Raw genomic sequence first — 24,469 nt, 5'->3', positions numbered from 1 at the left:
AGTTGCCGTACACACTGCCAAATTGCCAGCGAATTCAATTGACATCATCAGCCCATCAGCGTGAGATGCCCGTGGGCGGGCGCCTCACAGGCACACAACTCGTTCGATAAGGCATGAATGTGTTTTCGCAGCAACGCTAAAGGGAGCAGACATGGGTATCGAAAGTCTATTGGTGTTTCTTATCGTCGGAGCAATCGCCGGCTGGCTCGCCGGCGTGCTGGTCAAAGGTTATGGCTTCGGGTTGATCGGCAATATTGTGGTGGGCATCGTTGGCGCGTTCATTGCAGGCTGGCTGTTTCCGAGGCTTGGCTTCGGCGTGGGCGGCGGCTTCGTCTGGGCCATCATTCATGCCACCATCGGCGCAGTTATCCTGCTGGTGTTGCTCAGGCTGGTCAAATCCGCCACCTGATGCCAGAACTTGTCTGCCGCCTGTCCGGCGGCAGACTCTCCGACCCGAATTGCGGTACTCGCCACGGTTTTGCCAACGTCCGCAAGGGGTGCAAAAACGGGATGGGGTCACTCCCTGTCCTGGCATCGCAATTGCCCAAGTGATGGTTGGACATCCTGCGCAACAGCGTTTTTCATACTCGCAAATCTGCATCGGACTCTCTATATAGGGCCGACAGGAGTGAACATGGCGAGCATAGACCGGACAGACGAGTGGCGGGACGCATATTCCCCGACGCTAGAAGTGATCGAACAATTGGCCCGGGAGGCTTACGGGCAATTGCCGGAACATTTCCGTGCGCTTTGCCAGGATCTGATCATCGAAATCTCTGATTTTCCGACAGATGATGTGTTTGACGACATGGCACTTGAAACGCCGTTCGATCTGCTTGGCCTGTTTGAAGGGCGCGGCGTTACCGAACGTTTCTCGGTCGAAAACGGCGAGTTGCCCAATCGTGTTTCGCTGTTCCGGCGCCCGATCCTCGATTACTGGGCCGAAAACGAGGAAACGCTGGGTGACATCATCGCCCATGTCCTGATTCACGAAATCGGCCATCATTTCGGGCTTTCGGACGACGATATCGAGGCCATCGAAGCAAGCGTTGCAGCCGCCTGACGGACGTCAGGTGCTAAGCGGCAACTTGCGCAATTCCCCGGCAAGAAAATCCATCGCCCGACGAATACGTCGGCTTGTGTTCAGTTCCTGGTGGGCCGCGAGCCACAGGGGCAGGGTCGGGATTGCAAGATCGGGCAGAATCCTGACGATGTCGGCGGTCCGCGTTCCGATATGCAACTGCGCAAAACCTATTCCCGCGCCGGCCTTGACCAGTTCCCAGGCGGCAACCTCGTCATCTGTGCGGAAGGCGAAGAAGCTGCGATCGGCGTCCAGTCCCATCTGATGCATCGCCGCAAGCATGCGGTCTTCGCGGTCGTATCCGATCACCAGATGCTCCGACAGGTCATCGATCGTCTGCGGCGTCCCCCGCGTTTCCAGATAGGATCGATGTGCGAACGTGCCCATCGGTATGTCGGCAATCTTCTGGGCGATCAGGTCATTCTGCGTGGGGCGTACCATGCGCACGGCAATATCGGCGTCCCGCGCCAAGAGGTTGGCGACAGCATTGTCAGGCACGAGCTCGACCTCAATTTCCGGCTCGGCCGCCTTCAGACGCGCCAGTATCGGCGGCAGAATATAGATCGAGACGACCCGGCTGGCGGTGATGCGGACCGTGCCTGAAACGCGGTCGCCGCGACCCGCGGCCTTGAGCAGCAACCGGTCGAATTCGCCCCGCATTGCGGTGGCGTCTTCCGCGAGCGAGAGGCCGGCCTCCGTCAGCTTCATGCCGCTGCGGCCGCGGACGAACAGGGACAACTCGAGGTCTGCCTCCAGCTGGTTGATATGGCGGCCGATGGCTGGTTGGGTCAGCCGCAACCTTGAAGCGGCGGCCAGCAAACTGCCGCATTCGGCAACGGTCAGAAATGTGCGGATCAGATTCCAGTCGGGATTTCGCATATAAGAAATGTTATAATAACTATGAACATATGTCTATTTTGTAAAAAAAAATGTTTGTTACGCTGAGCGCATATCAAGCACCCAGCGGAGTGAAATGACATGCGTGTTGCGATCCTTGGAGCGAATGGAAGAGTTTCGAATGCCGTCGCCGGCGCCTTTCTTGCGGCAGGTCACGATGTCATTGCTGTCACGCGCAGTGGTGCCTGCAAGGGGTTGACATGCAAGGTCTCGTTCCGCGCAGCTGACGCCTCTTCGGCCGAGCAACTGATTGCCGCAACAGCCGGGGCGGATCTGATTTTCAACGGCCTGAACCCGCCCTACGACCAATGGGCAGCCAAGGCCATGCCGATGGCGTCCAATGTGATCGCGGCCGCAAAAGCGCATGGCATACCGCATCTCTTCATCGGCAACGTCTACAATTTCGGTCATGCGATTCCCGTCGATGCCGGTCCGGAAACGCGCCAGTCAGCCGAAACGCGCAAGGGTAGGATCCGCATCGAGATGGAGAGGTCGTTCGAGCAAGCGGCCAGGAATAATGGCGTGAAGACGATCATCCTCAGGGCCGGCGATTTCTACGGCACGCCGGGCACCGGCTCGTGGTTCGATCTGTTCATGATCAAGGGCGTGGACAAGGGAACCTTCGTCTGGCCGGGCAGGGACGATATCCCGCATGCATTCGCCTACCTGCCTGACCTTGCCAACGCATTCGTGGCGCTTGCGGAAAGGATCGACGGCTTGCCCGCCTTCGACAGCTTCACCTTCGAGGGCCATACGCTGAGCGGATCCGCGTTCAAGCGCGCTGTTGAAAAAGCCACCGGCCGTGGGATGAAGCTCGGTTCCGTGCCCTGGTGGATGTTCCGGCTGGTGAGTCCGTTCTACGGCATGGCCAGGGAGGTTCTGGAAATGCGCTACCTCTGGAACACGCCGCATTCGCTCAGCGGCGGAAAGTTCAAAGCGCTGATGGGGGAACTGTCACAGACTCCGGCCGATCTGGCGATCTGCAATGCACTCAGGGACCAAGGCAAGAGTATTGCCTGAAACAGGGTCCACAAAGGCAGATGGCCCGGAAACCGGGCCATCAGTCCAATGAGAAAGATGCTTGCGTTATGCCCAGGGACGGGTCGTGGCAGCGGTCTTTTCATAGCTGTCGATCGATGCGGCCTTTTCCAGCGTCAGGCCGATGTCGTCCAGGCCGTTCAGCAGGCAATGCTTCCTGAAGGAGTCGATATCGAACTTGATGACGCCGCCATCCGGGCCGTGGATTTCCTGGGCTTCGAGATCGACGCTCAGCGTCGCGTTCGAGCCGCGGCCGGCATCGTCCAGAAGCTTTTCGAGTTCTTCCGGTTTGACGACGATCGGCAGGATGCCGTTCTTGAAACAGTTGTTATAGAAGATGTCGGCGAAGCTGGTGGAGATCACACAGCGGATGCCGAAATCGAGAAGTGCCCAAGGCGCGTGTTCGCGCGACGAGCCGCAGCCGAAATTGTCACCGGCGACGAGGATCTGCGCCTTGCGGTAAGCGGGCTTGTTGAGCACGAAATCTGGTTTTTCCGAGCCGTCTTCATTGAAGCGGGCTTCGGCGAAAAGGCCGGCGCCGAGACCTGTGCGCTTGATCGTCTTCAGGTAATCCTTCGGAATGATCATGTCCGTGTCGATGTTGACGACGGGATAGGGCGCGGCAATGCCGGTCAGCGTGGTGAACTTGTCCATGTGTCAGGCCTTCTCGGTAGACTAGGTGTACGTGGCTGCGCCAATAGCGCAGATCGGCAGCTTTTTGAAGGGAAATCTTGCATCGGTTCCATAGTTCGGTCCATTGAAGGTGACAAGGTTTCGGGGCGCATGCCATGATCGACAAATTGCAGTTCTTCATCACGCTCGCTGGCGAGCAGCATTTCGGCCGTGCCGCGGAAGAATGCGGCGTCACCCAGCCGACGCTCTCGGCCGCCATCCGTCAACTGGAAAACGAGCTCGGCGTCATGCTGGTCAATCGCGGTTCGCGCTATCAGGGGCTGACGCCGGAAGGCCAGCGAGTGCTGGAATGGGCCCGCAGGATCGTCGGCGACGCGCGCACGATGAAAGAGGAGATGCGCGCTGCCAGAAGCGGCCTTTCCGGCCATGTCAGGATCGCCGCTATCCCGACCGCGCTATCGCTGATCCCGAAGATCACCGCGCCGTTTCAGGAAAAGCACCCCGATGTGACCTTCTCGATCCAGTCGGCGACCTCGCTGCAGATCCTGGGGCAGCTGGAAAATCTCGAAACCGACATCGGCATCACCTATCTCGAAAACGAGCCGCTGGGGCGGATGGTTGCCGTGCCCTTGATCGAAGAACGCTATCACCTTGTGGTCGCCAGAACTGCCGCAGAGGCCAAACTCCCCTCCATCGCCTGGAGGGAGGCGAGCACGCTGCCGCTTTGCCTGTTGACATCGGACATGCAAAACCGCCGCATCATCAACCGGCACATGGGCGAGGCGGGCGTGACCATCGCGCCGAGACTCGAATCGAATTCGATGATCGTGCTCTTTACCCATGTTCTGACGGGCAAATGGGCCTCGATCATGCCGCTCGAAGCCGCTCGCTCCTTCGGTTTTGCCGATGATGTCGCGGTCATTCCGCTGATGGAGCCGGAGGCCAGCCATTCCGTCGGCGTCGTCGCGCTGGAGCGCGACCCCAATACACCGCTGGTTTCCGCGCTGATCAATGCCGCGCGGAATGTTCGATAGATACAGCGACTTGATTGACTGCAAACGGAGCCAGGCTTGACGCCGTGGAGCTGTTTTTCGTGTCAACGCAAACCAGCGGCGTCCCGTTTGATCTTAGTTCGATAGAAAATTTCTATCGATCGACGAAATCGCATTATTGACCTTTCATCCCCCCCTCTCCATCATTCCCCGAAATGCGCGAGATCGACAGGGTTCCGGTTTCGCCATGAAACTTCCTGACATTTCTGGTACAATGCGGCTTTGGCAGCGCTCCTGCCGGGATCCGCGCGGGAATTGTGCCAGGCACAGCAAGGGTGGAGGCCCACGTGAACATCCATGTGAAAGACGATGTGTCTGCTGAGACACTCGCAATCGTCAACGAGCTGAAATCGCTCGAGGGGCCGTTGTTGCCGATCCTGCATCGGTTGCAGGAAGAGTTCGGCTTTGTGCCCGAAGCGTCGTTGCCGCTGATCGCCCGCGAGCTCAACCTGTCCCGCGCCGAAGTTCATGGTGTCGTCACCTTCTACCACGAATTCCGCAACCATCCCGCCGGCAAGCACACTTTGCGAATCTGTCGTGCCGAGGCCTGCCAGTCGATGGGGGGCCGCGAACTTGCCGAGCACGCCTGCAAGGTCCTCGATCTCGACTGGCACGAGACGACGCCGGACGGCAAGATTACCCTAGAACCCGTCTACTGCCTGGGTCTCTGTTCCGTCGCTCCCTCCGCGCAGCTGGATGGGGAGCTTCACGGACGCCTCGATCGGGATGAACTTTCCGCCCTCATCAAGGAGGCGCGCGCATGACCATCAGGATTTTCGTTCCCCGCGATTCCGCCGCGCTCGCGCTGGGTGCCGACAAGGTCGCCAAGGCGCTTGAGACCGAAATTGTCGCCCGCAAGCTGGATGCCAAAGTTATCCGCAACGGCTCACGCGGCATGCATTGGCTGGAAACGCTGGTCGAGGTCGAAACCCCGGCCGGTCGTATCGCCTATGGTCCGGTAAAGGCGCGCGACGTTGCCGGCCTGCTCGATGCCGGCCTGCTGGACGGCGCGTCCCATCCGCTCTGTCATGGGCTGACCGAGGATTTGCCGTTCCTCAAGAACCAGACAAGACTGACATTCTCGCGTTGCGGTATCATCGATCCGCTATCGCTCGACGATTACAAATCGCTTGGCGGCCTCACGGGCCTTGAACGTGCGCTCGGCATGAGCGGCATCGACGTGGTCAAGGAAGTCACCGATTCGGGCCTGCGCGGCCGTGGCGGCGCGGGTTTTCCGACCGGCATCAAGTGGAAGACCGTGCATGATGCGGCCGGTCCGCAGAAATATATAGTCTGCAACGCCGACGAGGGCGATTCGGCCACCTTCGCCGATCGGATGATCATGGAAGGCGATCCTTTCGTGCTGATCGAGGGCATGGCGATCGCGGGCATCGCCACCGGTGCGACCAAGGGCTATATCTACACACGCTCGGAATATCCCAATGCCATCCTGGTCATGGGCGAGGCAATCGAGATCGCCCGAAAAGCCGGCGTCCTCGGTGCCTCTGTTCTCGGTTCGGGCAAGGCCTTCGACATGGAAGTGCGTGCCGGCGCTGGCGCCTATGTCTGCGGCGAGGAAACCGCGCTGCTCAATTCGCTCGAAGGCAAGCGCGGCATCGTGCGCGCCAAGCCGCCGTTGCCGGCGCTGGAAGGCTTCCTCGGCAAGCCGACCGTCGTCAACAACGTCATCTCGCTGGCCTCCGTGCCCGTGATCATGGAAAAGGGCGCGGCGTTCTATAAGGATTTCGGCATGGGCCGCTCGCGCGGCACGATCCCCATCCAGATCGCCGGAAATGTGAAATATGCGGGTCTTTATGAGGCCGCCTTTGGTCTTTCACTCGGCGAGATCATCAACGATATCGGCGGCGGTACGGCTTCCGGTCGTCCGGTAAAGGCGGTGCAGGTTGGCGGCCCGCTCGGGGCCTACTTCCCGACCTCGATGTTTGACACGCCGTTCGATTACGAAGCTTTTGCGGCCAAGGACGGTCTGATCGGCCACGCCGGTATCACCGTGTTCGACGACACCGCTGACATGCTGGCGCAGGCGAAATTCGCTTTCGAGTTCTGCGCAGTCGAATCCTGCGGCAAGTGCACGCCCTGCCGCATCGGCTCGATACGTGGCGCCGAAACCATGGACAAGATTGCCTCCGGCATCGAGCCCGAGAAGAATCTCGCGCTTGCCACCGATCTTTGCAACACGATGAAGTTCGGCTCGCTCTGCGCGCTGGGTGGCTTTACGCCCTATCCGGTCATGAGCGCCATCACCCACTTCCCGGACGATTTTGCGCCGGCAGCGACCCTTCAGGCAGCGGAGTAACATCATGGGCCTTATTCACGAAATCGACTACGGCACTCCCGCTTCCAAATCCGAGAAGATGGTGACGCTGACCATTGACGGAAACGAGATCACCGTGCCTGAGGGCACCTCGATCATGCGCGCCTCGATGGATGCCGGCATCGAGATTCCAAAACTTTGTGCTACCGACATGATGGACGCCTTCGGCTCCTGCCGGCTCTGTCTCATCGAGATCGAGGGCCGCAACGGCACGCCCGCCTCCTGCACCACGCCTGTCGCGCCGGGCATCAAGGTCCACACCCAGACCGGCCGGCTGAAGGATATCCGCAAGGGCGTGATGGAGCTTTACATCTCCGACCATCCGCTCGACTGCCTGACCTGTGCGGCCAACGGCGATTGCGAATTGCAGGACATGGCCGGTGCGGTCGGCCTGCGCGATGTGCGCTATGGCTATGACGGCGAAAACCACGTCACGGCACGTTCCAACGGCGAAGCCAATCTCAAGTGGATGCCGAAGGACGAATCCAACCCCTATTTCACCTATGATCCCGCCAAGTGCATCGTCTGCTCGCGCTGCGTCCGCGCCTGCGAAGAAGTACAGGGCACGTTCGCCCTGACGATTTCGGGCCGCGGCTTCGACAGCCGTGTCTCCGCCGGCATGAACGAGGATTTCCTGGCCTCCGAATGCGTGTCTTGCGGTGCCTGCGTGCAGGCCTGTCCGACCGCGACGCTGACGGAAAAGTCGGTCATCGAGATCGGCCAGCCGGAACATTCCAAGGTCACCACCTGCGCCTATTGCGGCGTCGGCTGTTCGTTCAAGGCGGAAATGCGCGGCGAGGAACTCGTGCGCATGGTGCCGTGGAAGGACGGCAAGGCCAATCGCGGCCACTCCTGCGTCAAGGGCCGGTTTGCCTGGGGTTACGCCACCCACAAGGACCGCATCCTCAACCCGATGATCCGCGAGAAGATTTCCGATCCGTGGCGGGAAGTGAGCTGGGAAGAGGCGCTGGCGCATACGGCATCCGAGTTCCGCCGCATCCAGTATCAATACGGCCGCGATTCCATCGGCGGCATCACCTCGTCACGCTGCACCAATGAAGAAACCTATCTGGTGCAGAAGCTGATCCGCGCCGGCTTCCGCAACAACAATGTCGATACCTGCGCCCGCGTTTGCCATTCGCCGACCGGCTACGGCCTCGGCCAAGCCTTCGGCACTTCGGCTGGTACCCAGGATTTCGATTCGGTTGAATATACCGACGTCGTCATCGTCATCGGCGCCAACCCGACCGAAGGCCACCCGGTGTTCGGCTCGCGACTGAAGAAGCGGCTGCGCCAAGGCGCCAAGCTGATCGTCATTGATCCGCGCAAGACCGAGATCGTTTCCTCGCCGCATGTCAAGGCGGACTATCACCTGCCGCTGCTGCCGGGCACCAACGTCGCCGTGATGACGGCGCTCGCGCATGTGATCGTCACCGAAGGCCTCTATGACGAAGCCTTCATCCGCGAGCGTTGCGACTGGTCCGAATTCTCCGATTGGGCCGAGTTCGTCTCCGAGGAAAAGCACAGCCCGGAAGCGATCCAGCAATATTCCGGCGTCGATCCGGAACTGATCCGTGGTGCGGCGCGTCTGTTTGCTCGTGGCGGCAACGGTTCGATCTACTACGGTCTCGGCGTTACCGAACACAGCCAGGGCTCGACCACCGTCATGGCAATCGCCAACCTCGCGATGGCCACCGGCAATATCGGCCGTCCGGGCGTCGGCGTGAACCCGCTGCGCGGCCAGAACAATGTCCAGGGTTCCTGCGACATGGGTTCGTTCCCGCATGAACTACCGGGCTATCGCCACATCTCCGACGATGCGACCCGCGCCATCTTCGAAAAGCTCTGGGGCGTAGAGCTTAACAACGAACCGGGCCTGCGCATTCCCAACATGCTGGATGCTGCCGTCGACGGTTCGTTCAAGGGCATCTATATCCAGGGTGAGGACATCCTCCAGTCCGACCCCGACACCAAGCATGTGTCTGCCGGCCTCGCCGCAATGGAATGCGTCGTCGTCCAAGACCTGTTCCTCAACGAGACCGCCAACTACGCCCACGTCTTCCTTCCGGGTTCGACCTTCCTCGAAAAGGACGGTACGTTCACCAATGCCGAACGCCGCATCAACCGCGTCCGCAAGGTGATGAGCCCGAAGAACGGCTATGCCGACTGGGAAGTGACGCAGGAACTGGCGCGCGCCATGGGCCTTGCCTGGAACTACACCCATCCGTCCGAAATCATGGATGAGATTGCCGCCACCACGCCGAGCTTTGCCATGGTCTCCTACGACTATCTGGAGAAGATGGGTTCGGTGCAGTGGCCGTGCAACGAAAAGGCGCCGGAAGGTTCGCCGATCATGCATGTCAACGGTTTCGTGCGCGGCAAGGGCAAGTTCATCCGCACCGAATATGTGGCGACAGACGAGCGCACTGGTCCGCGCTTCCCGCTGCTGCTGACCACCGGTCGCGTGCTGAGCCAGTACAATGTCGGTGCACAGACGCGCCGCACCGGCAATGTCGCCTGGCATCCGGAAGACCGGCTCGAAATCCATCCGCATGATGCCGAACAGCGCGGCATCCGCGATGGCGATTGGGTCCGGCTGCAATCGCGCGCCGGCGAGACCTCGCTTCGGGCGCAGATCACCGAGAAGGTGGCGACGGGCGTGGTCTATACGACCTTCCACCATCCGGACACACAGGCCAACGTCATCACCACCGACTTCTCCGACTGGGCGACCAATTGCCCGGAATTCAAGGTGACGGCGGTGCAGGTGGCGCCCTCCAACGGCCCGTCGGAATGGCAGGAAAACTACAACGAGCAAGCCCGCCAGTCGCGCCGGATCGTCGGCAAGCTGGAAGCGGCGGAGTAGCAAGCATTGTCGCATCGGCTGCGCCACCCCCTCATCCGGCCCTTCGGGCCACCTTCTCCCCGCTGGGGAGAAGAGGGAGAGCATTGTCACGGCCTGCCTCGATTGGCCATTCTGCGTGCGCCAGCGGTTGCTCATGGCACGGGCGAATCCACGAATTCTCTCTTCTCCCCAGCGGGGAGAAGGTGGCCCGAAGGGCCGGATGAGGGGGTCTTCCTCCAGTCGGAGGCGGCATGACCATCCCCAGCTCTCGCCGCGTGCCGGAAATCGTCTTCCGCAACCGCGTTCTCTCCGAAGGCCTTCGCGTCGTCGCCGAAGAATCTGCGATCGCGCTGTCCTATGGTGGATCCACGGAAGCCGTGATGATGGCGACGCCCGCCGATCTCGAGGATTTCGCTATCGGCTTTTCGCTGTCGGAAGGTATCGTCGGATCGATGGATGAGGTCGAGGCGGTCGAGATCGAATCCGCCTCCGGCGGCATCGATTTGCAGATCCGTCTCAAAGACGATGTTGATCGCGCGTTGCGCGTCCGGCGGCGCGCCAAGGCCGGCCCGGTGGGCTGCGGACTTTGCGGCGTGGAATCGATCGAGGAAGCGTTGAAGCCGGCGGCCGACGTCACGAGCGTTTCGGTGACGCTATTGCCCTCTGAAATCGCCGAAGCCATGGCTTCGCTCTCCGCCAATCAGCCGCTCAATGCCGAGACGCGTGCCGTGCATGCGGCCGGGTTCTATATTCCGGGCAAAGGCATGATCGCTGTGCGAGAGGATGTCGGTCGGCACAATGCGCTGGACAAGCTGATCGGCCATTTGGCGCGCAATGATATCGCCGGTTCGGCAGGTGCTGTGATCATGACCTCCCGGTTATCGGTCGAATTGATCCAGAAGACTGCCAAGCTCGGGAGTTCTGTGCTGATCGGCATATCGGCGCCGACGGCGCTGGCCATCGACATGGCAACTCGTGCCGGCATGACGCTCGTGGCACTGGCGCGTGGCGAGGACTATGAAATATTTACCGGTGCAGACCGGATCAAAATGGGAGCAAAGGCCGATGCAGCCTAACAAACTCGCCCGCATGGCAAACCAGATCGCTATCTTCTTCAACTCGCAACCGGAAGCCGAGCGCGCCAAGGGTGTCGCCAATCATATCAACAAATTCTGGGAACCGCGCATGCGCCGCGAGTTCTTCGAGCTTGTCGACAAGGGTGGTGAAGGCCTCCAGCCCCTGGTGATCGAAGCGGCCAAGCTGGTCAACCGGCCGGCGGTCAAAGAAGGCGCCAATTGAGGCGCCAACTCCTCCATTGCCCCCTCATGTAAAAAATGCTAATGGCGACGCCATGAGCAAAAACAGCGCAAAAAGCCATATCTTCGTGCTGCAGGACCGTAAGCGCCTGCCCGCGCGGTTTTTTGCCGAGCTTTCGGGTCTTGCGACCGCCCACCTTTTCTAAGGGCTTGCTCGCGGCGGTTGGCCGCACCACGTGACTTTCAAAACCATCACTCGCATTTCCATGGTGAAACCAATGAGCGCACCCCGTACCCTCTATGACAAGATCTGGGACGACCACGTCGTCGATCAGCAGGCTGACGGCACCTGTCTTCTCTATATCGACCGCCATCTCGTTCACGAGGTGACGAGTCCGCAGGCGTTCGAAGGCCTGCGGATGACCCACCGTACGGTACGCGCGCCGCAAAAGACCCTGGCCGTCGTCGACCACAACGTGCCGACCACGCTCGATCGCTATGAAGGCATCAAGAACGAGGAAAGCCGCATTCAGGTCGAGGCGCTTGCCAACAATGCCGCCGAATTCGGTGTCGAATACTATTCCGAGCATGACAAGCGCCAGGGCATCGTTCACATCGTCGGCCCAGAGCAGGGCTTCACCCTGCCGGGCATGACGATCGTCTGCGGCGACAGCCACACGTCCACACACGGCGCTTTCGGGGCGCTGGCGCATGGCATCGGCACGTCGGAAGTCGAGCACGTGCTCGCTACTCAGACGCTGATCCAGAAGAAGGCCAAGAACATGCTGGTGCGCGTCGACGGCAAATTGCCGCCGCACGTCACCGCCAAGGACATCATCCTGGCGATCATCGGCGAAATCGGCACCGCTGGCGGCACCGGCCACGTCATCGAATTCGCTGGGGAAGCGATCCAGGCGCTGTCCATGGAAGGCCGCATGACCGTCTGCAACATGACGATCGAAGGCGGCGCTCGCGCCGGCCTGATCGCGCCCGACGAAAAGACCTTCGAATACATCAAGGGCAAGCCGCGCGCCCCGCAGGGTGCCGCACTCGATCAGGCCGTCGAATACTGGAAGACGCTGCACACCGACGAAGGCGCCCATTACGACCGCGTCGTGGTGCTCAACGCCGCCGACCTGCCGCCGATCGTTTCGTGGGGTTCTTCGCCGGAAGACGTCATCTCGGTGCAGGGGGTCGTGCCGAACCCGGACGATATTGCTGACGAAAACAAGCGCACGTCCAAATGGCGCGCGCTCGACTATATGGGCCTGAAGCCGGGCACGCCGATCACCGATATCGCCATCGATCGCGTGTTCATCGGCTCCTGCACCAACGGCCGCATCGAGGACCTGCGCGAAGTCGCCAAGGTCGTCGAAGGCAAGACCGTCGCTTCGACCGTCAACGCCATGATCGTGCCGGGCTCGGGTCTGGTCAAGGAACAGGCGGAAGCCGAAGGCCTCGACAGGATTTTCAAGGCAGCAGGCTTTGAATGGCGCGAGCCGGGTTGTTCGATGTGCCTGGCCATGAACGACGACCGGCTGAAGCCGGGCGAGCGCTGCGCCTCGACCTCGAATCGCAACTTCGAAGGCCGCCAGGGCTTCAAGGGCCGCACACACCTCGTGTCGCCGGCCATGGCCGCAGCCGCGGCGGTTGCCGGTCACTTCGTCGATATCCGCGACTGGCAGTAACCTGCCCGACCTATTGTTGATGGGAGGCCGCCGTTTTGGCGGCCTTTCCGCGTTCAGGCCATCGATAGTGTGGGGGCGGGGCGATGCTGTTGCAGTTCACGGGGTTGTGGTAAAGTCCATGCAGTCCGTCCAGGTTTGATGCCTGGACTCAATTGCGGAGCTGCTGCATGACCGCGAGTGACAAGATCTTTTCCGAAAACATCCCTGCAATCTATGAAAAATACCTGGTGCCGATGATCTTCGAGCCCTATGCGCAGGAGATTGCCGCGCGCGTGGCGGCACTGGAGCCAGCCAATGTGCTCGAAATCGCCGCCGGGACCGGCGTACTGACGCGCGCCATGGCGGCGAGGCTCGATCCGCAGGTTCAGGTCATCGCCACCGATCTCAACCAGCCGATGCTGGATATTGCGATGGCCAGGCAGACAGCGGATGACCGGTTCGGCTGGAAGCAGGCGGACGCGCTGGCGCTCCCGTTTGACGATCAATCATTTGATGCTGTGGCTTGCCAGTTCGGGGTGATGTTCTTTCCCGACAAGGTCAAGGGATTTTCGGAGGTGCGCCGCGTGCTGGCTACCGGCGGTCGCTATGTCTTCAGCGTCTGGGACAGGCTTGCGGCCAATGAATTCGTCAGCGTCACGAGCGAGGCGTTGGCTGAGCTGTTTCCCGACGATCCGCCGCGCTTCATGGAGCGAACGCCGCATGGCTATCATGACATAGATGCCATCGCCCGGGACATGAAGGCCGCAGGCTTTTCTTCGCCGCACATCGAAACGGTCGAATGTGAAAGTGCTGCTGCGTCTGCGCTTGATGCCGCCACTGGATATTGCCAGGGCAATCCGCTCAGAGGCGAAATCGAGGCGCGCGCGCCCGGGCGATTGGAGGAGATCACCGGCAAAGTGGCCGAAGCGCTGCAGGCGCGTTTCGGCCAAGGGCCAATCACCGGCAGGATCCGGGCCCATATCGTCACCGCGCTTCGTTAACTCAGCGCTCAGAACGTTGCTGTCATCGGGTTCGGGCCGATTCGACCGTCCGGATTGTCGAGTTTGCTCATTGCCTCCAGATCCGCTTCATCGAGCTGGAAATCGAAGACCTTGAAATTCTCGGCGATGCGCGAGGGCGTGACAGATTTGGGAATGACGATCAGACCATTCTGGATATGCCAGCGAATGATGATCTGGGCCGGCGTACGGCCGTGCTTGCCGGCGATCTTGCCGATTGCAGCATTGTCGAGCAGCTGCCCCTGACCGAGCGGGCTCCAGGATTGCGTCGAAATATCGAGCCGGCCATGCACCTTGCGCAGTTCGTGCTGGGCGAAATCCGGATGCAACTCGATCTGGTTGAGCGCCGGGGTGACGCCAGTGTCAGCGATGATCCGATCCAGATGTTGTTCGCCGAAGTTCGATACGCCGATCGATCTTGCCTTGCCTTCCTTGCGCAGCTGGATCAGCGCTTTCCAGGTCTCGGAGTAAAGGCCGCGATGGGGCGAGGGCCAGTGGATCAGGAGCAGGTCGACATAGTCGGTGCCGAGGCGCTTCAGGCTTTGTTCCGCTGCCTTCAAGGTTGAATCGTAGCCCTGCGCGTCGTTCCAGATCTTGGTGGTCAGAAAGATATCGTCACGCAAGACGCCGGAGGCGCGCATGCCTTCGCCCACCCCTTCCTCGTTGCCATAGATGGCGGCGGTGTCGATGTGGCGATAGCCTGCCTCAAGCGCTGCCTTGACAGCAGTCACGGCAGTATCGTTCGGAGTTTGCCAGACACCAAGCCCGACCTGCGGGATCTTGTGGCCGTCATTGAGCGTGATAAAGGTCTGTTCGGACATTCGTCTTCTCCAGTATCTTGGGATTGCGCGCCGGCGCGCGAAGAATAGGTTTTGAAACTCGAACGTGTTTCAGAAGCGCGTGTTGCGCACTGCCTCCATATAGGCGCGGTTCGGAAAATTCACATTGCGCGGTGCAAAATAATGTTATCCTGCGCTGCACTCATTTCAGCGGTTCCGGATTTTCCCCATCATGAACAATACCAAGCGTCATAAACGCCTCATTCTCTTCAGACATGCCAAATCCGCCTGGCCGGAAGGCTTTGACGATCACGACCGGCCGCTTGCCGATCGAGGCAGAAAGGCCGCTCCAGTCATGGGAGCCTGGCTCGCCAAGCACAAGTTGCTGCCTGATCTCGTGATGGTGTCGACGGCGCGGCGCGCGCAAGAAACCTGGCAGCGTGCGGCGCTCGCGATCAAGGAGAAATTGCCAACGAAGACATCGCCCGATCTCTATGCGGCCTCGGACCACGCATTGCTCGCCGTCGTCCGCGCCACGGCGCCCGAGGTCAACACGCTGATGCTTGTAGGGCACAATCCCGGCATGGAAGATCTCGCCAAGCGGCTTATGACCAACAACGATAGCGACGCCCAGTCGCGCCTCAGGGAGAAGTTCCCCACTGGCGCGATCGCGGTATTGTCATTCAAGGCTGACGCCTGGTCGTCTCTCGAAGACAAATGCGGCTCGCTCGACCGGTTCGTGACACCGAAAACGATCGGCTGAGCTACAACACCCGCACTACAGTGTCTGGTCCGAGCAACGGCAACAGCCGCTGCATGTCGCGAAGCCGGATGGCGATGCAGCCTTCGGTCGGTTTGTAGTCTGGCTTTGCCAAGTGGAAGAAGATGGCCGACCCGCGATTGCGCTGCCGCGACGAGATGTTCCAGTCCATCACCAGGCAGATATCGTAGAGATGGTCCTCGCGCGTCATTTTCTCATGGCTCGGTTGGAAGGGCGCGCGGACGAGCGTGTTATAGCTGGCATCGGCCGGCGCATCGCACCAGAGCATGTCTTGCCGGATGGCGGTCAGGGCCAGGCTTGTCTTCGGTGCGATCAGGCGGTCGGACCGATAATATCCATGCAGCAGCCGCATCGTCGTGATCGGCGTTGCGCCGTCGCCCTCCTTCTTGGTCGAGGTGCGGCCGGAGCGTCCCAGAGCTGCCGGAAAGGTCAGGTGACCCGCCTGCACGATCGCCCGGCGAGGATTGCCCGGGGCGGCGCGAACAACGATTTCTCTGATGTGGGCTTGGGGCAGCAAATCACTTGTCCTCATCTTTTCACAACTAATTGCGTTGCATTTTAGCGAAAACTATCTCCAAGAGGGGGCTTATGCCGCCGAACCCTTGTTATTGATGACGATTCTGGCATACCAATCTTGTAGTTACGTGAAAACCGGAAGATTTGCTGATATGACCGCCCGGACAATCCTTCTCGTCGACGACGACAAAGATCTACGCGAAACGCTGGTTGAACAGCTCGGCCTCTATGAGGAGTTTTCCGTGATCGAGGAAGCGACGGCTACCAAAGGCATACAGACCGCCCGCTCGGGCCATGTCGACCTGCTGGTCATGGATGTCGGCTTGCCTGACATGGACGGGCGCGAGGCGGTGAAGCTGCTGCGCAAGGGTGGTTTCAAGAGCCCGGTGATCATGCTCACCGGCCACGATACCGACGCCGATACCATTCTGGGATTAGAGGCCGGCGCCAACGACTATGTGACCAAGCCGTTTCGATTCGCGGTACTGCTTGCCCGTATTCGCGCGCAACTGCGCCAGTACGAGCAGAGCGAGGACGCCACGTTCAATGTCGGACCCTATGTCTTCAAGCCGGCGCAGAAGCTTCTGACCGATGGCGACGGCAAGAAGATCCGCCTCACCGAGAAGGAGGCTGCAATTATCCGCTACCTCTTCCGCGCGGGACAGAAGGCTGTGACCCGCGACGAACTCCTGGAAGAGGTATGGGGATACAATTCCGGCGTCACCACCCATACGCTTGAAACGCATGTCTATCGCCTGCGCCAAAAAATCGAGAAGGATCCTTCCAACGCCGAAATTCTCGTCACCGAGAATGGCGGTTACAAGATCATACCCTGACGAGCGGAACACTCTCCTAGATGGCCCTGAAAGACGACATCGCGCTCTTCCAGCAGCTTTCGATTTTCGAAGGCCTTTCGGAAGAGCACTTGCGCCTGCTTGCCTTCGGCGCCGAAAGGCGGCGTCTGGGGAAGGGGCACGTGCTTTTTCGGCAGGGCGCATCGGCAGATTCCGCTTTCGTGATCACCGAGGGCCGCCTCAAGCTGACCATGCACGCCGCCACAGGTGGCGAAAAGCTGCTTGGCGAAGCCGGCCCGGGTTCCATGCTCACCGAGATTGCCATGATTACCGATGCGGAACGGCACTTTACCGCCACCGCGGTCGAACAGAGCGAAGTGATCCGCATCAGCCGGGTGCTGTTTCGACGAATGCTGGAGGAGTATCCGGAAGTCGCCGTCGCCACGGATCGACGGCTACGGGAAAACTTCTCCCGGCTCGTCGCCGCCGCAGCATCGTCCACCGACAAGCTTCGCTGATCCAATGGGGTCGGAGCCTTATCGCATCGGCTTCATCCTGGTGCCGGGGTTTGCGCTGATGTCGTTTGCCTCGGCCGTCGAACCGCTTCGGGCCGCCAACCTGCTGGCGGGGCGATCGCTGTATGACGTCCGTTTCTTTTCAAGTCACTCCGGGCGGGTCTCCGCATCGACGGGCGCGCATGTCGATGCGGAGCCGTTGCCCCGCAAACCCGATGGTCTCGATGCCCTGTTTGTCGTGGCCGGTGGTGACCCTGCGGCGGAAAATCCGGATCCGGCACTGTTTTCCTGCCTCAGGCGCATGGCTCGCTGGGGGGTGACGATCGGCGGCATTTCGGGCGGACCGTTCCTCCTGGCGGCGGCCGGCCTGCTCGCCGACCGGCGTTTTACTGTCCACTGGGAGCATGCCTCCGCCCTGATGGAGCGCTGGCCGGACCTGCATCCGGAACGGGTTCGCTTCGTCATCGATCGCGACCGTATCACCTGCGGCGGCGGGGTGGCGCCGCTCGACCTCATGCATGCGATCATCGAGTCCCGACAAGGCAGCGAGTTTGCCCGCAGCGTCAGCGACTGGTATCTGCACACGCATGTCGATGCGCCGGCCAGCCCGCAGCGATCGTCGATCGTCGAGCGCTACAGGGTTCATCACAAGGTTCTGGCCGCGGTTCTTGAAAAGATGGAACATGCGATCGAAAAGCCGCTGAGCCGCGCTGATATGGCAGAGTTCGCCGGGATTTCCGAACGCCATCTCGACCGGCTTTTTGCGACGGTCATGCAATCGGGGTTCCAGAAAGAGTATCTCAAGATGCGGCTGGAGCGCGCCCGTACGTTGCTTCGGCAAAGCCCGATGAAGATTTCCGAAATCGCGTTGGCCTGCGGATTTTCCGGGTCGTCGCAATTTGCCCGCGCCTGGCGGGCGATGTATGGCGAAAGCCCTGGATCAGTTCGGAAATCGTGAAATAACCAGTTCCAAATTTTTCGCAGTTTGATAGTTTCTTTCCCGTGAGGAAAGTGAAGGAGTGCTCATGGCCAAAAACACGACCTCGATTTTCGATGCAGATCCCATCGAAGAAGACGAATCCAGCCTGCCGTTCCAAGACCCGCATGCATTGCGTGAGGCGAAGGAAAACAATCTGGAAATGGCGATCGGGCATGAGGTTCGCACGCTTCGCAAGAAGCTGGGTATCACAGGTGCCGATCTGGCGTCCGCGACCGGCATTTCCCTCGGCATGCTGTCGAAGATCGAGAATGGCAACACCTCGCCATCGCTGACCACCCTGCAGTCGCTAGCCAAGGCGCTGGGTGTTCCGCTGACGTCTTTCTTCAATCGCTTCGAAGAGCAGCGAAACGCAGTCTTCGTCAGGGCCGGCGAAGGAGTGGAACTGGAGCGGCGTGGCACGCGCGCCGGCCACCAATACAATCTTCTCGGCCATATTGGCAATAATTCCGCCGGCGTGCTGGTGGAGCCCTACCTCATCACGCTGACCACCGATTCCGACGTGTTTCCGACCTTTCAGCACGAGGGGATCGAGTTCCTCTATATGCTGGAAGGCGAAGTACACTACCGACATGGCGACAAGCTTTACCCCATGACGCCGGGTGACAGCCTGTTTTTCGATGCCGATGCGCCGCACGGTCCGGAGGTGCTCGTCAAGCTCCCCGCGCGCTATCTCTCGATCATCTCCTACCCAGAAAAATCGCGCGGAAAGCGATGAATCTATTTTCATCACGGTTGATTTAATTTCATGTGAGTGATATTTCTCGCTCAACTGAACTGGAGTAAATTAAACCATGTGCGGAATTGCTGGGCTTTTTCTCAAGGACAAATCGCTGGAAGGCGAACTGGGTGCGCTGCTCTCGGATATGCTGGTCACATTGACCGACCGCGGGCCGGATAGTGCAGGGATTGCCATCTACGGCGGCGGCTCCAATGGCCTCGTCAAATTGACGGTGCAGTCGCCAGAACCGGCGCGCGATTTCCCGCTCGTCAAGCGGGCGCTGAGCGATGCCGGCATCGAGGTCGTGTCGCTGCATGCCAAGGACACGCATGCTGTCGTGGCGGTCGAGCGATCCAAGCTTGATGCCGCCCGTGCGGCCCTGCGTGCTGCGGTCCCCGGCATTCGGGTGATGGGCGCCGGCGAGACGATCGAGATCTACAAGGAAACCGGCCTGCCGAAGGACGTGGTTTCGCGTTTCGACATTCGCAAGATGTCCGGCACTCACGGCATCGGCCACACCCGCATGGCAACCGAATCGGCTGTGACGACGCTGGGCGCGCATCCGTTTTCGACGGGCCCGGATCAGTGCCTGGTGCACAACGGCTCGCTGTCCAACCACAACAATATCCGCCGCGAACTCAAGCGGCTCGGCATGACTTTCGAGACGGAAAACGACACTGAGGTCGCAGCTGCCTATCTCTCGGCCGAAATGGCCAAGGGCAAGGATCTCGGGCAGGCGCTGACATCGGCGCTCGACGATCTCGACGGTTTCTTCACCTTCGTAGTCGGCACCCACAACGGCTTTGGCGTCCTGCGCGATCCGATCGCCTGCAAGCCGGCTGTCATGGCCGAAACCGACCGCTACGTTGCTTTCGGTTCCGAATACCGCGCGCTCGTCAACCTGCCGGGCATCGCCCAGGCGCGGGTCTGGGAGCCGGAGCCATCGACGGTTTACTTCTGGGAACACTGATCACTTTTAGGGCCACCAAATCAAGGTTTGAACATGCCGGTCATCGATCTACTTGAGACCCCGCTTCGCGAATTGAATTCCAAGCTTCACAACATCCCCCAAGGCTCCAACGAAACCGCATTCGAAGTCGTCAATCCGCGCGGCAGCCATGCCGTCGCGGTCGGCGTTGATACACCGGTCACCGTCGATGTGCGCGGCAGTGTCGGTTACTATTGCGCCGGCATGAACGACGGCGGCACGATTACGGTTCACGGTTCCGCCGGCCCTGGCGTTGCCGAGAACATGATGTCCGGCGCCGTCGTCATCGAAGGTGATGCCAGCCAGTATGCTGGCGCGACCGGTCGTGGCGGTCTGCTTGTCATCCGTGGCAATGCGGCTTCCCGTTGCGGTATCTCGATGAAAGGCATCAACATCGTCGTCGGCGGCAATATCGGCCACATGTCGGCATTCATGGGCCAGTCCGGCAATCTCGTCGTGCTGGGTGACGCCGGCGAGGCGCTGGGCGATTCGCTCTATGAAGCGCGGCTGTTCGTGCGCGGCAGCGTCAAGAGTCTCGGTGCCGACTGCATCGAGAAGGAAATGCGGCCCGAACATATCGAGTTTCTCGCCGACATTCTCGCAAAGACCGGCATGGACGCCAGCCCTAAAGAATTCAAGCGCTATGGCTCTGCCCGCAAACTTTATAATTTCAACATCGACAACGCCGACGCATACTGAGGCTGGGAGAGACTATGAGCTATCACAACCCCTATACCCCGCCCCGCAAGTCGGCGACATTCGACGACTATACGCTTGCCGAAATTCGGCGGGCGGCGGCCACCGGCATCTATGACATCCGTGGTGCCGGCACCAAGCGCAAGGTGCCGCATTTCGACGACCTGCTGTTTCTTGGCGCGTCGATCTCGCGTTATCCGCTCGAAGGCTATCGCGAAAAATGTGACACGTCCGTGGTGCTCGGCTCGCGTTTCGCCAAGAAGCCGATCATATTGAAGACGCCGATCACTATTGCCGGCATGAGCTTCGGCGCGCTTTCGGGTCCCGCCAAGGAAGCGCTGGGCCGTGGTGCCACGATCGCCGGTACCTCGACGACCACCGGCGACGGCGGCATGACCGATGAAGAGCGCGGCCATTCGCAGACGCTGGTCTATCAGTACCTGCCATCGCGCTACGGCATGAATCCGAAGGATCTTCGTCGCGCCGACGCCATCGAAGTAGTGGTCGGCCAGGGTGCCAAGCCCGGCGGCGGCGGCATGCTGCTTGGCCAGAAGATCTCGGACCGCGTCGCCAACATGCGCAACCTGCCAAAGGGCATCGACCAGCGTTCGGCCTGCCGTCATCCCGACTGGACCGGCCCTGACGATCTCGAGATCAAGATCCTCGAACTGCGTGAAATCACCGATTGGGAAAAGCCGATCTATGTGAAGGTCGGTGGTGCACGTCCCTATTACGACACTGCGCTTGCTGTGAAGGCTGGTGCCGACGTTGTCGTGCTCGATGGCATGCAGGGTGGCACGGCCGCGACCCAGGACGTGTTCATCGAGAATGTCGGCATGCCAATCCTTGCCTGCATCCGCCCCGCCGTACAGGCGCTTCAGGATCTCGGCATGCACCGCAAGGTGCAGTTGATCGTCTCGGGCGGCATCCGCTCCGGTGCCGATGTTGCAAAGGCTCTGGCACTGGGTGCTGACGCCGTGGCGATTGGTACGGCGGCTCTTGTTGCCATCGGTGACAACGATCCGAAGTGGGAGGAGGAATACCAGAAGCTCGGCTCGACGGCCGGCGCCTATGACGACTGGCACGAAGGCAAGGATCCGGCTGGTATCACCACCCAGGATCCTGAGCTGATGAAGCGCGTCGATCCGGTGGCGGCGGGCCGCCGCCTGGCCAACTACCTCAAGGTCATGACGCTCGAAGCGCAAACGATCGCGCGCGCTTGCGGCAAGAACCATCTTCACAATCTCGAGCCGGAGGATCTCGTCGCGCTGACGATCGAGGCATCGGCCATGGCGCAGGTGCCGCTCGCAGGAACGAGCTGGATTCCTGGAAAGGGGTTCTGACCAGACTGAGGATACGACTTTCACCCCGGTTCAACCATGGCCGGGGTGAGCTTTTTAGGAATCAGAGTTTTTAGTGCGTCTAATAAAATACAGGGGAACGTGCGAATGACTATCGATCTCGAGGCGTGGGCGAAGGAACGCGGCGTCAAATACTTCATGATCAGCTACACCGATCTGTTCGGTGCACAGCGCGCCAAGCTGGTCCCGACCGCTGCCATCCGGGGCATGCAGGAAGAAGGCGCGGGCTTTGCCGGCTTTGCCACATGGCTTGACCTCACTCCCGCACATCCAGACCTTTTCGCAAAGCCCGATCCGTCTTCCGTCATCCAGCTTCCCTGGAAGAAGGATGCAGCATGGGTCGCTGCCGACTGCATGATGGAAGGCAAGCCGGTCGACCAATCGCCGCGTGTGACGCTGAAGAGGCTGATCGGTGAGGCGGCGCAGGAAGGCCTGCGCGTCAAGACCGGGGTCGAGCCGGAATTCTTCCTGACCACGCCGGATGGCTCGGAGATTTCCGATGCCGCCGATACGGCCGAAAAGCCATGCTACGACCAGCAGGCGCTGCTGCGCCGCTACGACGTGATTGCCGAAATTTGCGACTACATGCTTGAGCTCGGCTGGAACCCCTACCAGAACGACCACGAGGATGCGAACGGTCAGTTCGAGATGAACTGGGAATATGACGATGCGCTGGCGACTGCCGACAAGCATTCGTTTTTCAAGTTCATGGTCAGGTCGGTGGCCGAAAAGCACGGCCTGCGCGCCACCTTCATGCCGAAGCCCTTCCAGGGCAAGACCGGCAATGGCTGCCATGCCCATATCTCGGTCTGGGACATGGAAGGCAAGAAGAATGCGTTTGCCGACAAGGCAATGCCCTTCGGCCTGTCCGCACAGGGCCGCACCTTCCTCGGCGGCATCATGAAGCATGCTTCGGCGCTGGCGGCCGTCACCAATCCGACGGTCAATTCCTACAAGCGCATCAATGCGCCGCGGACGATCTCGGGAGCCACCTGGGCGCCGAACACGGTCACCTGGACAGGCAACAACCGCACGCACATGGTGCGCGTGCCAGGTCCCGGCCGTTTCGAACTCAGGCTGCCTGACGGGGCGGTCAACCCTTATCTCCTGCAGGCGATCATCATTGCCGCCGGCATGAGTGGCGTTCAGTCCAAGGCCGATCCCGGCCCGCATTCCGACATCGACATGTACAAGGATGGCCACAAGTTCAACGGTGGCGCCAAGCTGCCGCTCAACCTGCTCGATGCACTGCGCTTCTACGATGAAGACAGCGAACTCAAGCGTCTGATGGGCACCGAGTTCTCCTCCGCCTTCCTCAAGTTGAAGCATCAGGAGTGGAACGCGTTCTGCTCGCATTTCACCGATTGGGAGAAGGCCAACACGCTCGATATTTGACGGGCGAATCCCAAGGTCTGTCGCAAACAGGAAATTGCGACATTGGAAAAGCGGTATGGTGCGGGTGGCCGGCGACAACGGCGAGACACCGGCCCCGCTTGTGGGGAGAACTGGTGAGGATTCTCCCCTTGTCACCATATGCCGGGAGGGGATAAAGGCGGGACGCGAGCCCGCCTCCGCAATCTGTCGACCTGAGATACGCACCTGAAAGGCGCCCTATGACGAGCTACGTTCTCACCGTTACCTGCACCTCCACGCGCGGTATCGTTGCCGCAATCTCCGGCTTCCTGGCCGACAAGGGTTGCTACATCATCGATTCCTCGCAGTTTGATGACCTGGAAACCGGCCTGTTTTTCATGCGGGTGACGTTCACCAGCCAGGAAGGCGCGACGATCGAAGAGATCACCAGCGGCTTCGGGCCGGTGAAGCAGAAGTTCGGCATGACATGCGAGTTTCACGACAGCGACCACCGCATAAAGGTATTGCTGATGGTCTCGCGGTTTGGCCACTGCCTCAACGATCTGCTTTATCGCTGGAAGATTGGCGCGCTGCCGATCGATATCGTCGGCGTCGTTTCCAACCACTTCGATTACCAGAAGGTGGTGGTCAACCACGATATTCCGTTCCATCACATCAATGTCACCAAGGCCAACAAGCCCGAAGCCGAAGCGCGCCTGATGGATGTTGTGACCAATTCAGGTGCGGAACTCATTGTGCTTGCGCGCTACATGCAGGTTCTGTCCGATGCAGTTTGCAAGAAGATGTCGGGACGTATCATCAATATCCATCACTCGTTCCTGCCGTCCTTCAAGGGCGCCAATCCCTACAAGCAGGCCTATGAACGCGGGGTCAAGCTGATCGGTGCGACGGCCCATTACGTTACAGAGGATCTCGATGAAGGTCCGATCATCGAGCAGGACGTTGCGCGCATCACGCATGCCCAAAGCGCTGCGGACTACGTTTCCATCGGCCGCGATGTGGAAAGCCAGGTTCTGGCGCGGGCCATCCATGCCCACATCCACAATCGTGTGTTCATGAACGGCAACAAGACGGTCGTCTTCCCGGCCAGCCCTGGCTCCTATGCATCGGAGCGGATGGGCTGA

25 protein-coding genes are annotated in these 24,469 nt (G+C 60.3%); 21 read left to right on the top strand and 4 right to left on the bottom strand.

Going from position 1 to position 24,469, the window contains the following annotated elements:
• Positions 1-151: 151 nt before the first annotated feature.
• Positions 152-409, top strand: a complete 258-nt coding sequence (locus JJB09_RS23380) for a GlsB/YeaQ/YmgE family stress response membrane protein (protein ID WP_201663510.1) — start codon at positions 152-154, stop codon at positions 407-409.
• Between the two features lie 225 nt (positions 410-634).
• Positions 635-1,063, top strand: coding sequence for a metallopeptidase family protein (locus JJB09_RS23375; protein WP_201663509.1), 429 nt, complete (start codon positions 635-637; stop codon positions 1,061-1,063).
• Positions 1,064-1,069: 6 nt separating this feature from the next.
• On the opposite strand, the gene JJB09_RS23370 is transcribed toward JJB09_RS23375, so the two are convergent.
• Entirely contained in the window at positions 1,070-1,960 is an 891-nt protein-coding gene (locus JJB09_RS23370; RefSeq protein ID WP_201663508.1) for a LysR family transcriptional regulator, read from the bottom strand.
• A 99-nt stretch (positions 1,961-2,059) separates the two neighbouring features.
• Here JJB09_RS23370 and JJB09_RS23365 point away from each other — a divergent pair, with 99 nt between their 5' ends.
• Positions 2,060-2,998: an NAD(P)H-binding protein gene (locus tag JJB09_RS23365; RefSeq protein WP_201663507.1), complete on the top strand. Its 939-nt coding sequence runs from the start codon at positions 2,060-2,062 to the stop codon at positions 2,996-2,998.
• A gap of 66 nt (positions 2,999-3,064) precedes the next feature.
• Here JJB09_RS23365 and leuD read toward each other — a convergent pair whose 3' ends face one another.
• Positions 3,065-3,670: a 3-isopropylmalate dehydratase small subunit gene (gene leuD, locus JJB09_RS23360; protein ID WP_201663506.1), complete on the bottom strand. Its 606-nt coding sequence runs from the start codon at positions 3,668-3,670 to the stop codon at positions 3,065-3,067.
• A gap of 134 nt (positions 3,671-3,804) precedes the next feature.
• On the opposite strand from leuD, the gene JJB09_RS23355 reads away from it, so the two are divergent.
• The 8 genes from JJB09_RS23355 to JJB09_RS23320 all read left to right on the top strand — a co-directional run bounded on the left by JJB09_RS23355 (position 3,805) and on the right by JJB09_RS23320 (position 13,805).
• Positions 3,805-4,683: a LysR family transcriptional regulator gene (locus JJB09_RS23355; RefSeq protein WP_201663505.1), complete on the top strand. Its 879-nt coding sequence runs from the start codon at positions 3,805-3,807 to the stop codon at positions 4,681-4,683.
• Positions 4,684-4,988: 305 nt separating this feature from the next.
• Positions 4,989-5,465 (top strand): formate dehydrogenase subunit gamma, encoded by a 477-nt coding sequence (locus JJB09_RS23350; protein ID WP_201663504.1) that lies wholly within the window; start codon positions 4,989-4,991, stop codon positions 5,463-5,465.
• Entirely contained in the window at positions 5,462-7,018 is a 1,557-nt protein-coding gene (locus JJB09_RS23345; RefSeq protein ID WP_201663503.1) for a formate dehydrogenase beta subunit, read from the top strand. Before JJB09_RS23350 ends, JJB09_RS23345 begins: the two co-directional genes overlap by 4 nt.
• 4 nt (positions 7,019-7,022) lie before the next feature.
• On the top strand, positions 7,023-9,902 hold the full coding sequence (fdhF, locus tag JJB09_RS23340; RefSeq protein ID WP_201663502.1) for a formate dehydrogenase subunit alpha: 2,880 nt from the start codon (positions 7,023-7,025) through the stop codon (positions 9,900-9,902).
• A gap of 230 nt (positions 9,903-10,132) precedes the next feature.
• Positions 10,133-10,957 carry a formate dehydrogenase accessory sulfurtransferase FdhD gene (gene fdhD, locus JJB09_RS23335; RefSeq protein ID WP_201663501.1) on the top strand — a complete coding sequence of 275 codons (825 nt, stop codon included), beginning with the start codon at positions 10,133-10,135 and terminating at the stop codon, positions 10,955-10,957.
• Entirely contained in the window at positions 10,947-11,180 is a 234-nt protein-coding gene (locus JJB09_RS23330) for a formate dehydrogenase subunit delta (protein ID WP_201663500.1), read from the top strand. Before fdhD ends, JJB09_RS23330 begins: the two co-directional genes overlap by 11 nt.
• A gap of 235 nt (positions 11,181-11,415) precedes the next feature.
• Complete coding sequence (gene leuC, locus JJB09_RS23325; RefSeq protein WP_201663499.1) at positions 11,416-12,825, top strand: 3-isopropylmalate dehydratase large subunit; 1,410 nt, start codon at positions 11,416-11,418, stop codon at positions 12,823-12,825.
• 167 nt (positions 12,826-12,992) lie between these two features.
• Positions 12,993-13,805 carry a class I SAM-dependent methyltransferase gene (locus tag JJB09_RS23320; protein WP_201663498.1) on the top strand — a complete coding sequence of 271 codons (813 nt, stop codon included), beginning with the start codon at positions 12,993-12,995 and terminating at the stop codon, positions 13,803-13,805.
• An 8-nt stretch (positions 13,806-13,813) separates the two neighbouring features.
• Here JJB09_RS23320 and JJB09_RS23315 read toward each other — a convergent pair whose 3' ends face one another.
• Complete coding sequence (locus JJB09_RS23315; protein WP_201663497.1) at positions 13,814-14,644, bottom strand: aldo/keto reductase; 831 nt, start codon at positions 14,642-14,644, stop codon at positions 13,814-13,816.
• Between the two features lie 190 nt (positions 14,645-14,834).
• Between JJB09_RS23315 and JJB09_RS23310 the strand changes: the two genes are divergently transcribed.
• Positions 14,835-15,365 (top strand): SixA phosphatase family protein, encoded by a 531-nt coding sequence (locus JJB09_RS23310; RefSeq protein ID WP_201663496.1) that lies wholly within the window; start codon positions 14,835-14,837, stop codon positions 15,363-15,365.
• Position 15,366: 1 nt separating this feature from the next.
• Here JJB09_RS23310 and JJB09_RS23305 read toward each other — a convergent pair whose 3' ends face one another.
• On the bottom strand, positions 15,367-15,915 hold the full coding sequence (locus tag JJB09_RS23305; protein WP_201663495.1) for a L,D-transpeptidase family protein: 549 nt from the start codon (positions 15,913-15,915) through the stop codon (positions 15,367-15,369).
• 136 nt (positions 15,916-16,051) lie between these two features.
• On the opposite strand from JJB09_RS23305, the gene JJB09_RS23300 reads away from it, so the two are divergent.
• The 9 genes from JJB09_RS23300 to purU all read left to right on the top strand — a co-directional run bounded on the left by JJB09_RS23300 (position 16,052) and on the right by purU (position 24,469).
• A complete protein-coding gene (locus JJB09_RS23300; RefSeq protein WP_201663494.1) occupies positions 16,052-16,735 on the top strand; it encodes a response regulator transcription factor in 684 nt (227 codons plus the stop codon).
• Positions 16,736-16,755: 20 nt separating this feature from the next.
• The gene (locus tag JJB09_RS23295; RefSeq protein ID WP_201663493.1) at positions 16,756-17,211 is read left to right on the top strand and encodes a cyclic nucleotide-binding domain-containing protein; all 456 of its coding nucleotides are present in this window, start codon (positions 16,756-16,758) and stop codon (positions 17,209-17,211) included.
• 4 nt (positions 17,212-17,215) lie between these two features.
• A complete protein-coding gene (locus JJB09_RS23290; protein ID WP_201663492.1) occupies positions 17,216-18,166 on the top strand; it encodes a GlxA family transcriptional regulator in 951 nt (316 codons plus the stop codon).
• Positions 18,167-18,233: 67 nt separating this feature from the next.
• Positions 18,234-18,923, top strand: a complete 690-nt coding sequence (locus tag JJB09_RS23285) for a helix-turn-helix domain-containing protein (protein WP_201663491.1) — start codon at positions 18,234-18,236, stop codon at positions 18,921-18,923.
• A gap of 76 nt (positions 18,924-18,999) precedes the next feature.
• Positions 19,000-19,896, top strand: coding sequence for a class II glutamine amidotransferase (locus JJB09_RS23280; protein WP_201663490.1), 897 nt, complete (start codon positions 19,000-19,002; stop codon positions 19,894-19,896).
• 33 nt (positions 19,897-19,929) lie between these two features.
• Positions 19,930-20,613, top strand: coding sequence for a GltB/FmdC/FwdC-like GXGXG domain-containing protein (locus JJB09_RS23275; RefSeq protein WP_201663489.1), 684 nt, complete (start codon positions 19,930-19,932; stop codon positions 20,611-20,613).
• Between the two features lie 14 nt (positions 20,614-20,627).
• A complete protein-coding gene (locus tag JJB09_RS23270; RefSeq protein ID WP_201663488.1) occupies positions 20,628-21,953 on the top strand; it encodes an FMN-binding glutamate synthase family protein in 1,326 nt (441 codons plus the stop codon).
• A gap of 105 nt (positions 21,954-22,058) precedes the next feature.
• Positions 22,059-23,366, top strand: a complete 1,308-nt coding sequence (gene glnT / locus JJB09_RS23265) for a type III glutamate--ammonia ligase (RefSeq protein ID WP_201663487.1) — start codon at positions 22,059-22,061, stop codon at positions 23,364-23,366.
• Positions 23,367-23,584: 218 nt separating this feature from the next.
• A complete protein-coding gene (gene purU / locus JJB09_RS23260; RefSeq protein WP_201663486.1) occupies positions 23,585-24,469 on the top strand; it encodes a formyltetrahydrofolate deformylase in 885 nt (294 codons plus the stop codon).

This window comes from Phytoamicus setariae, assembly GCF_016722925.1.
GTDB classification, from domain to species: Bacteria; Pseudomonadota; Alphaproteobacteria; order Rhizobiales; family Rhizobiaceae; genus Rhizobium_E; species Rhizobium_E setariae.
The sequence above is the reverse complement of the archived record's forward strand: the minus strand, read 5'-3'. Positions and strand labels throughout refer to the sequence as shown.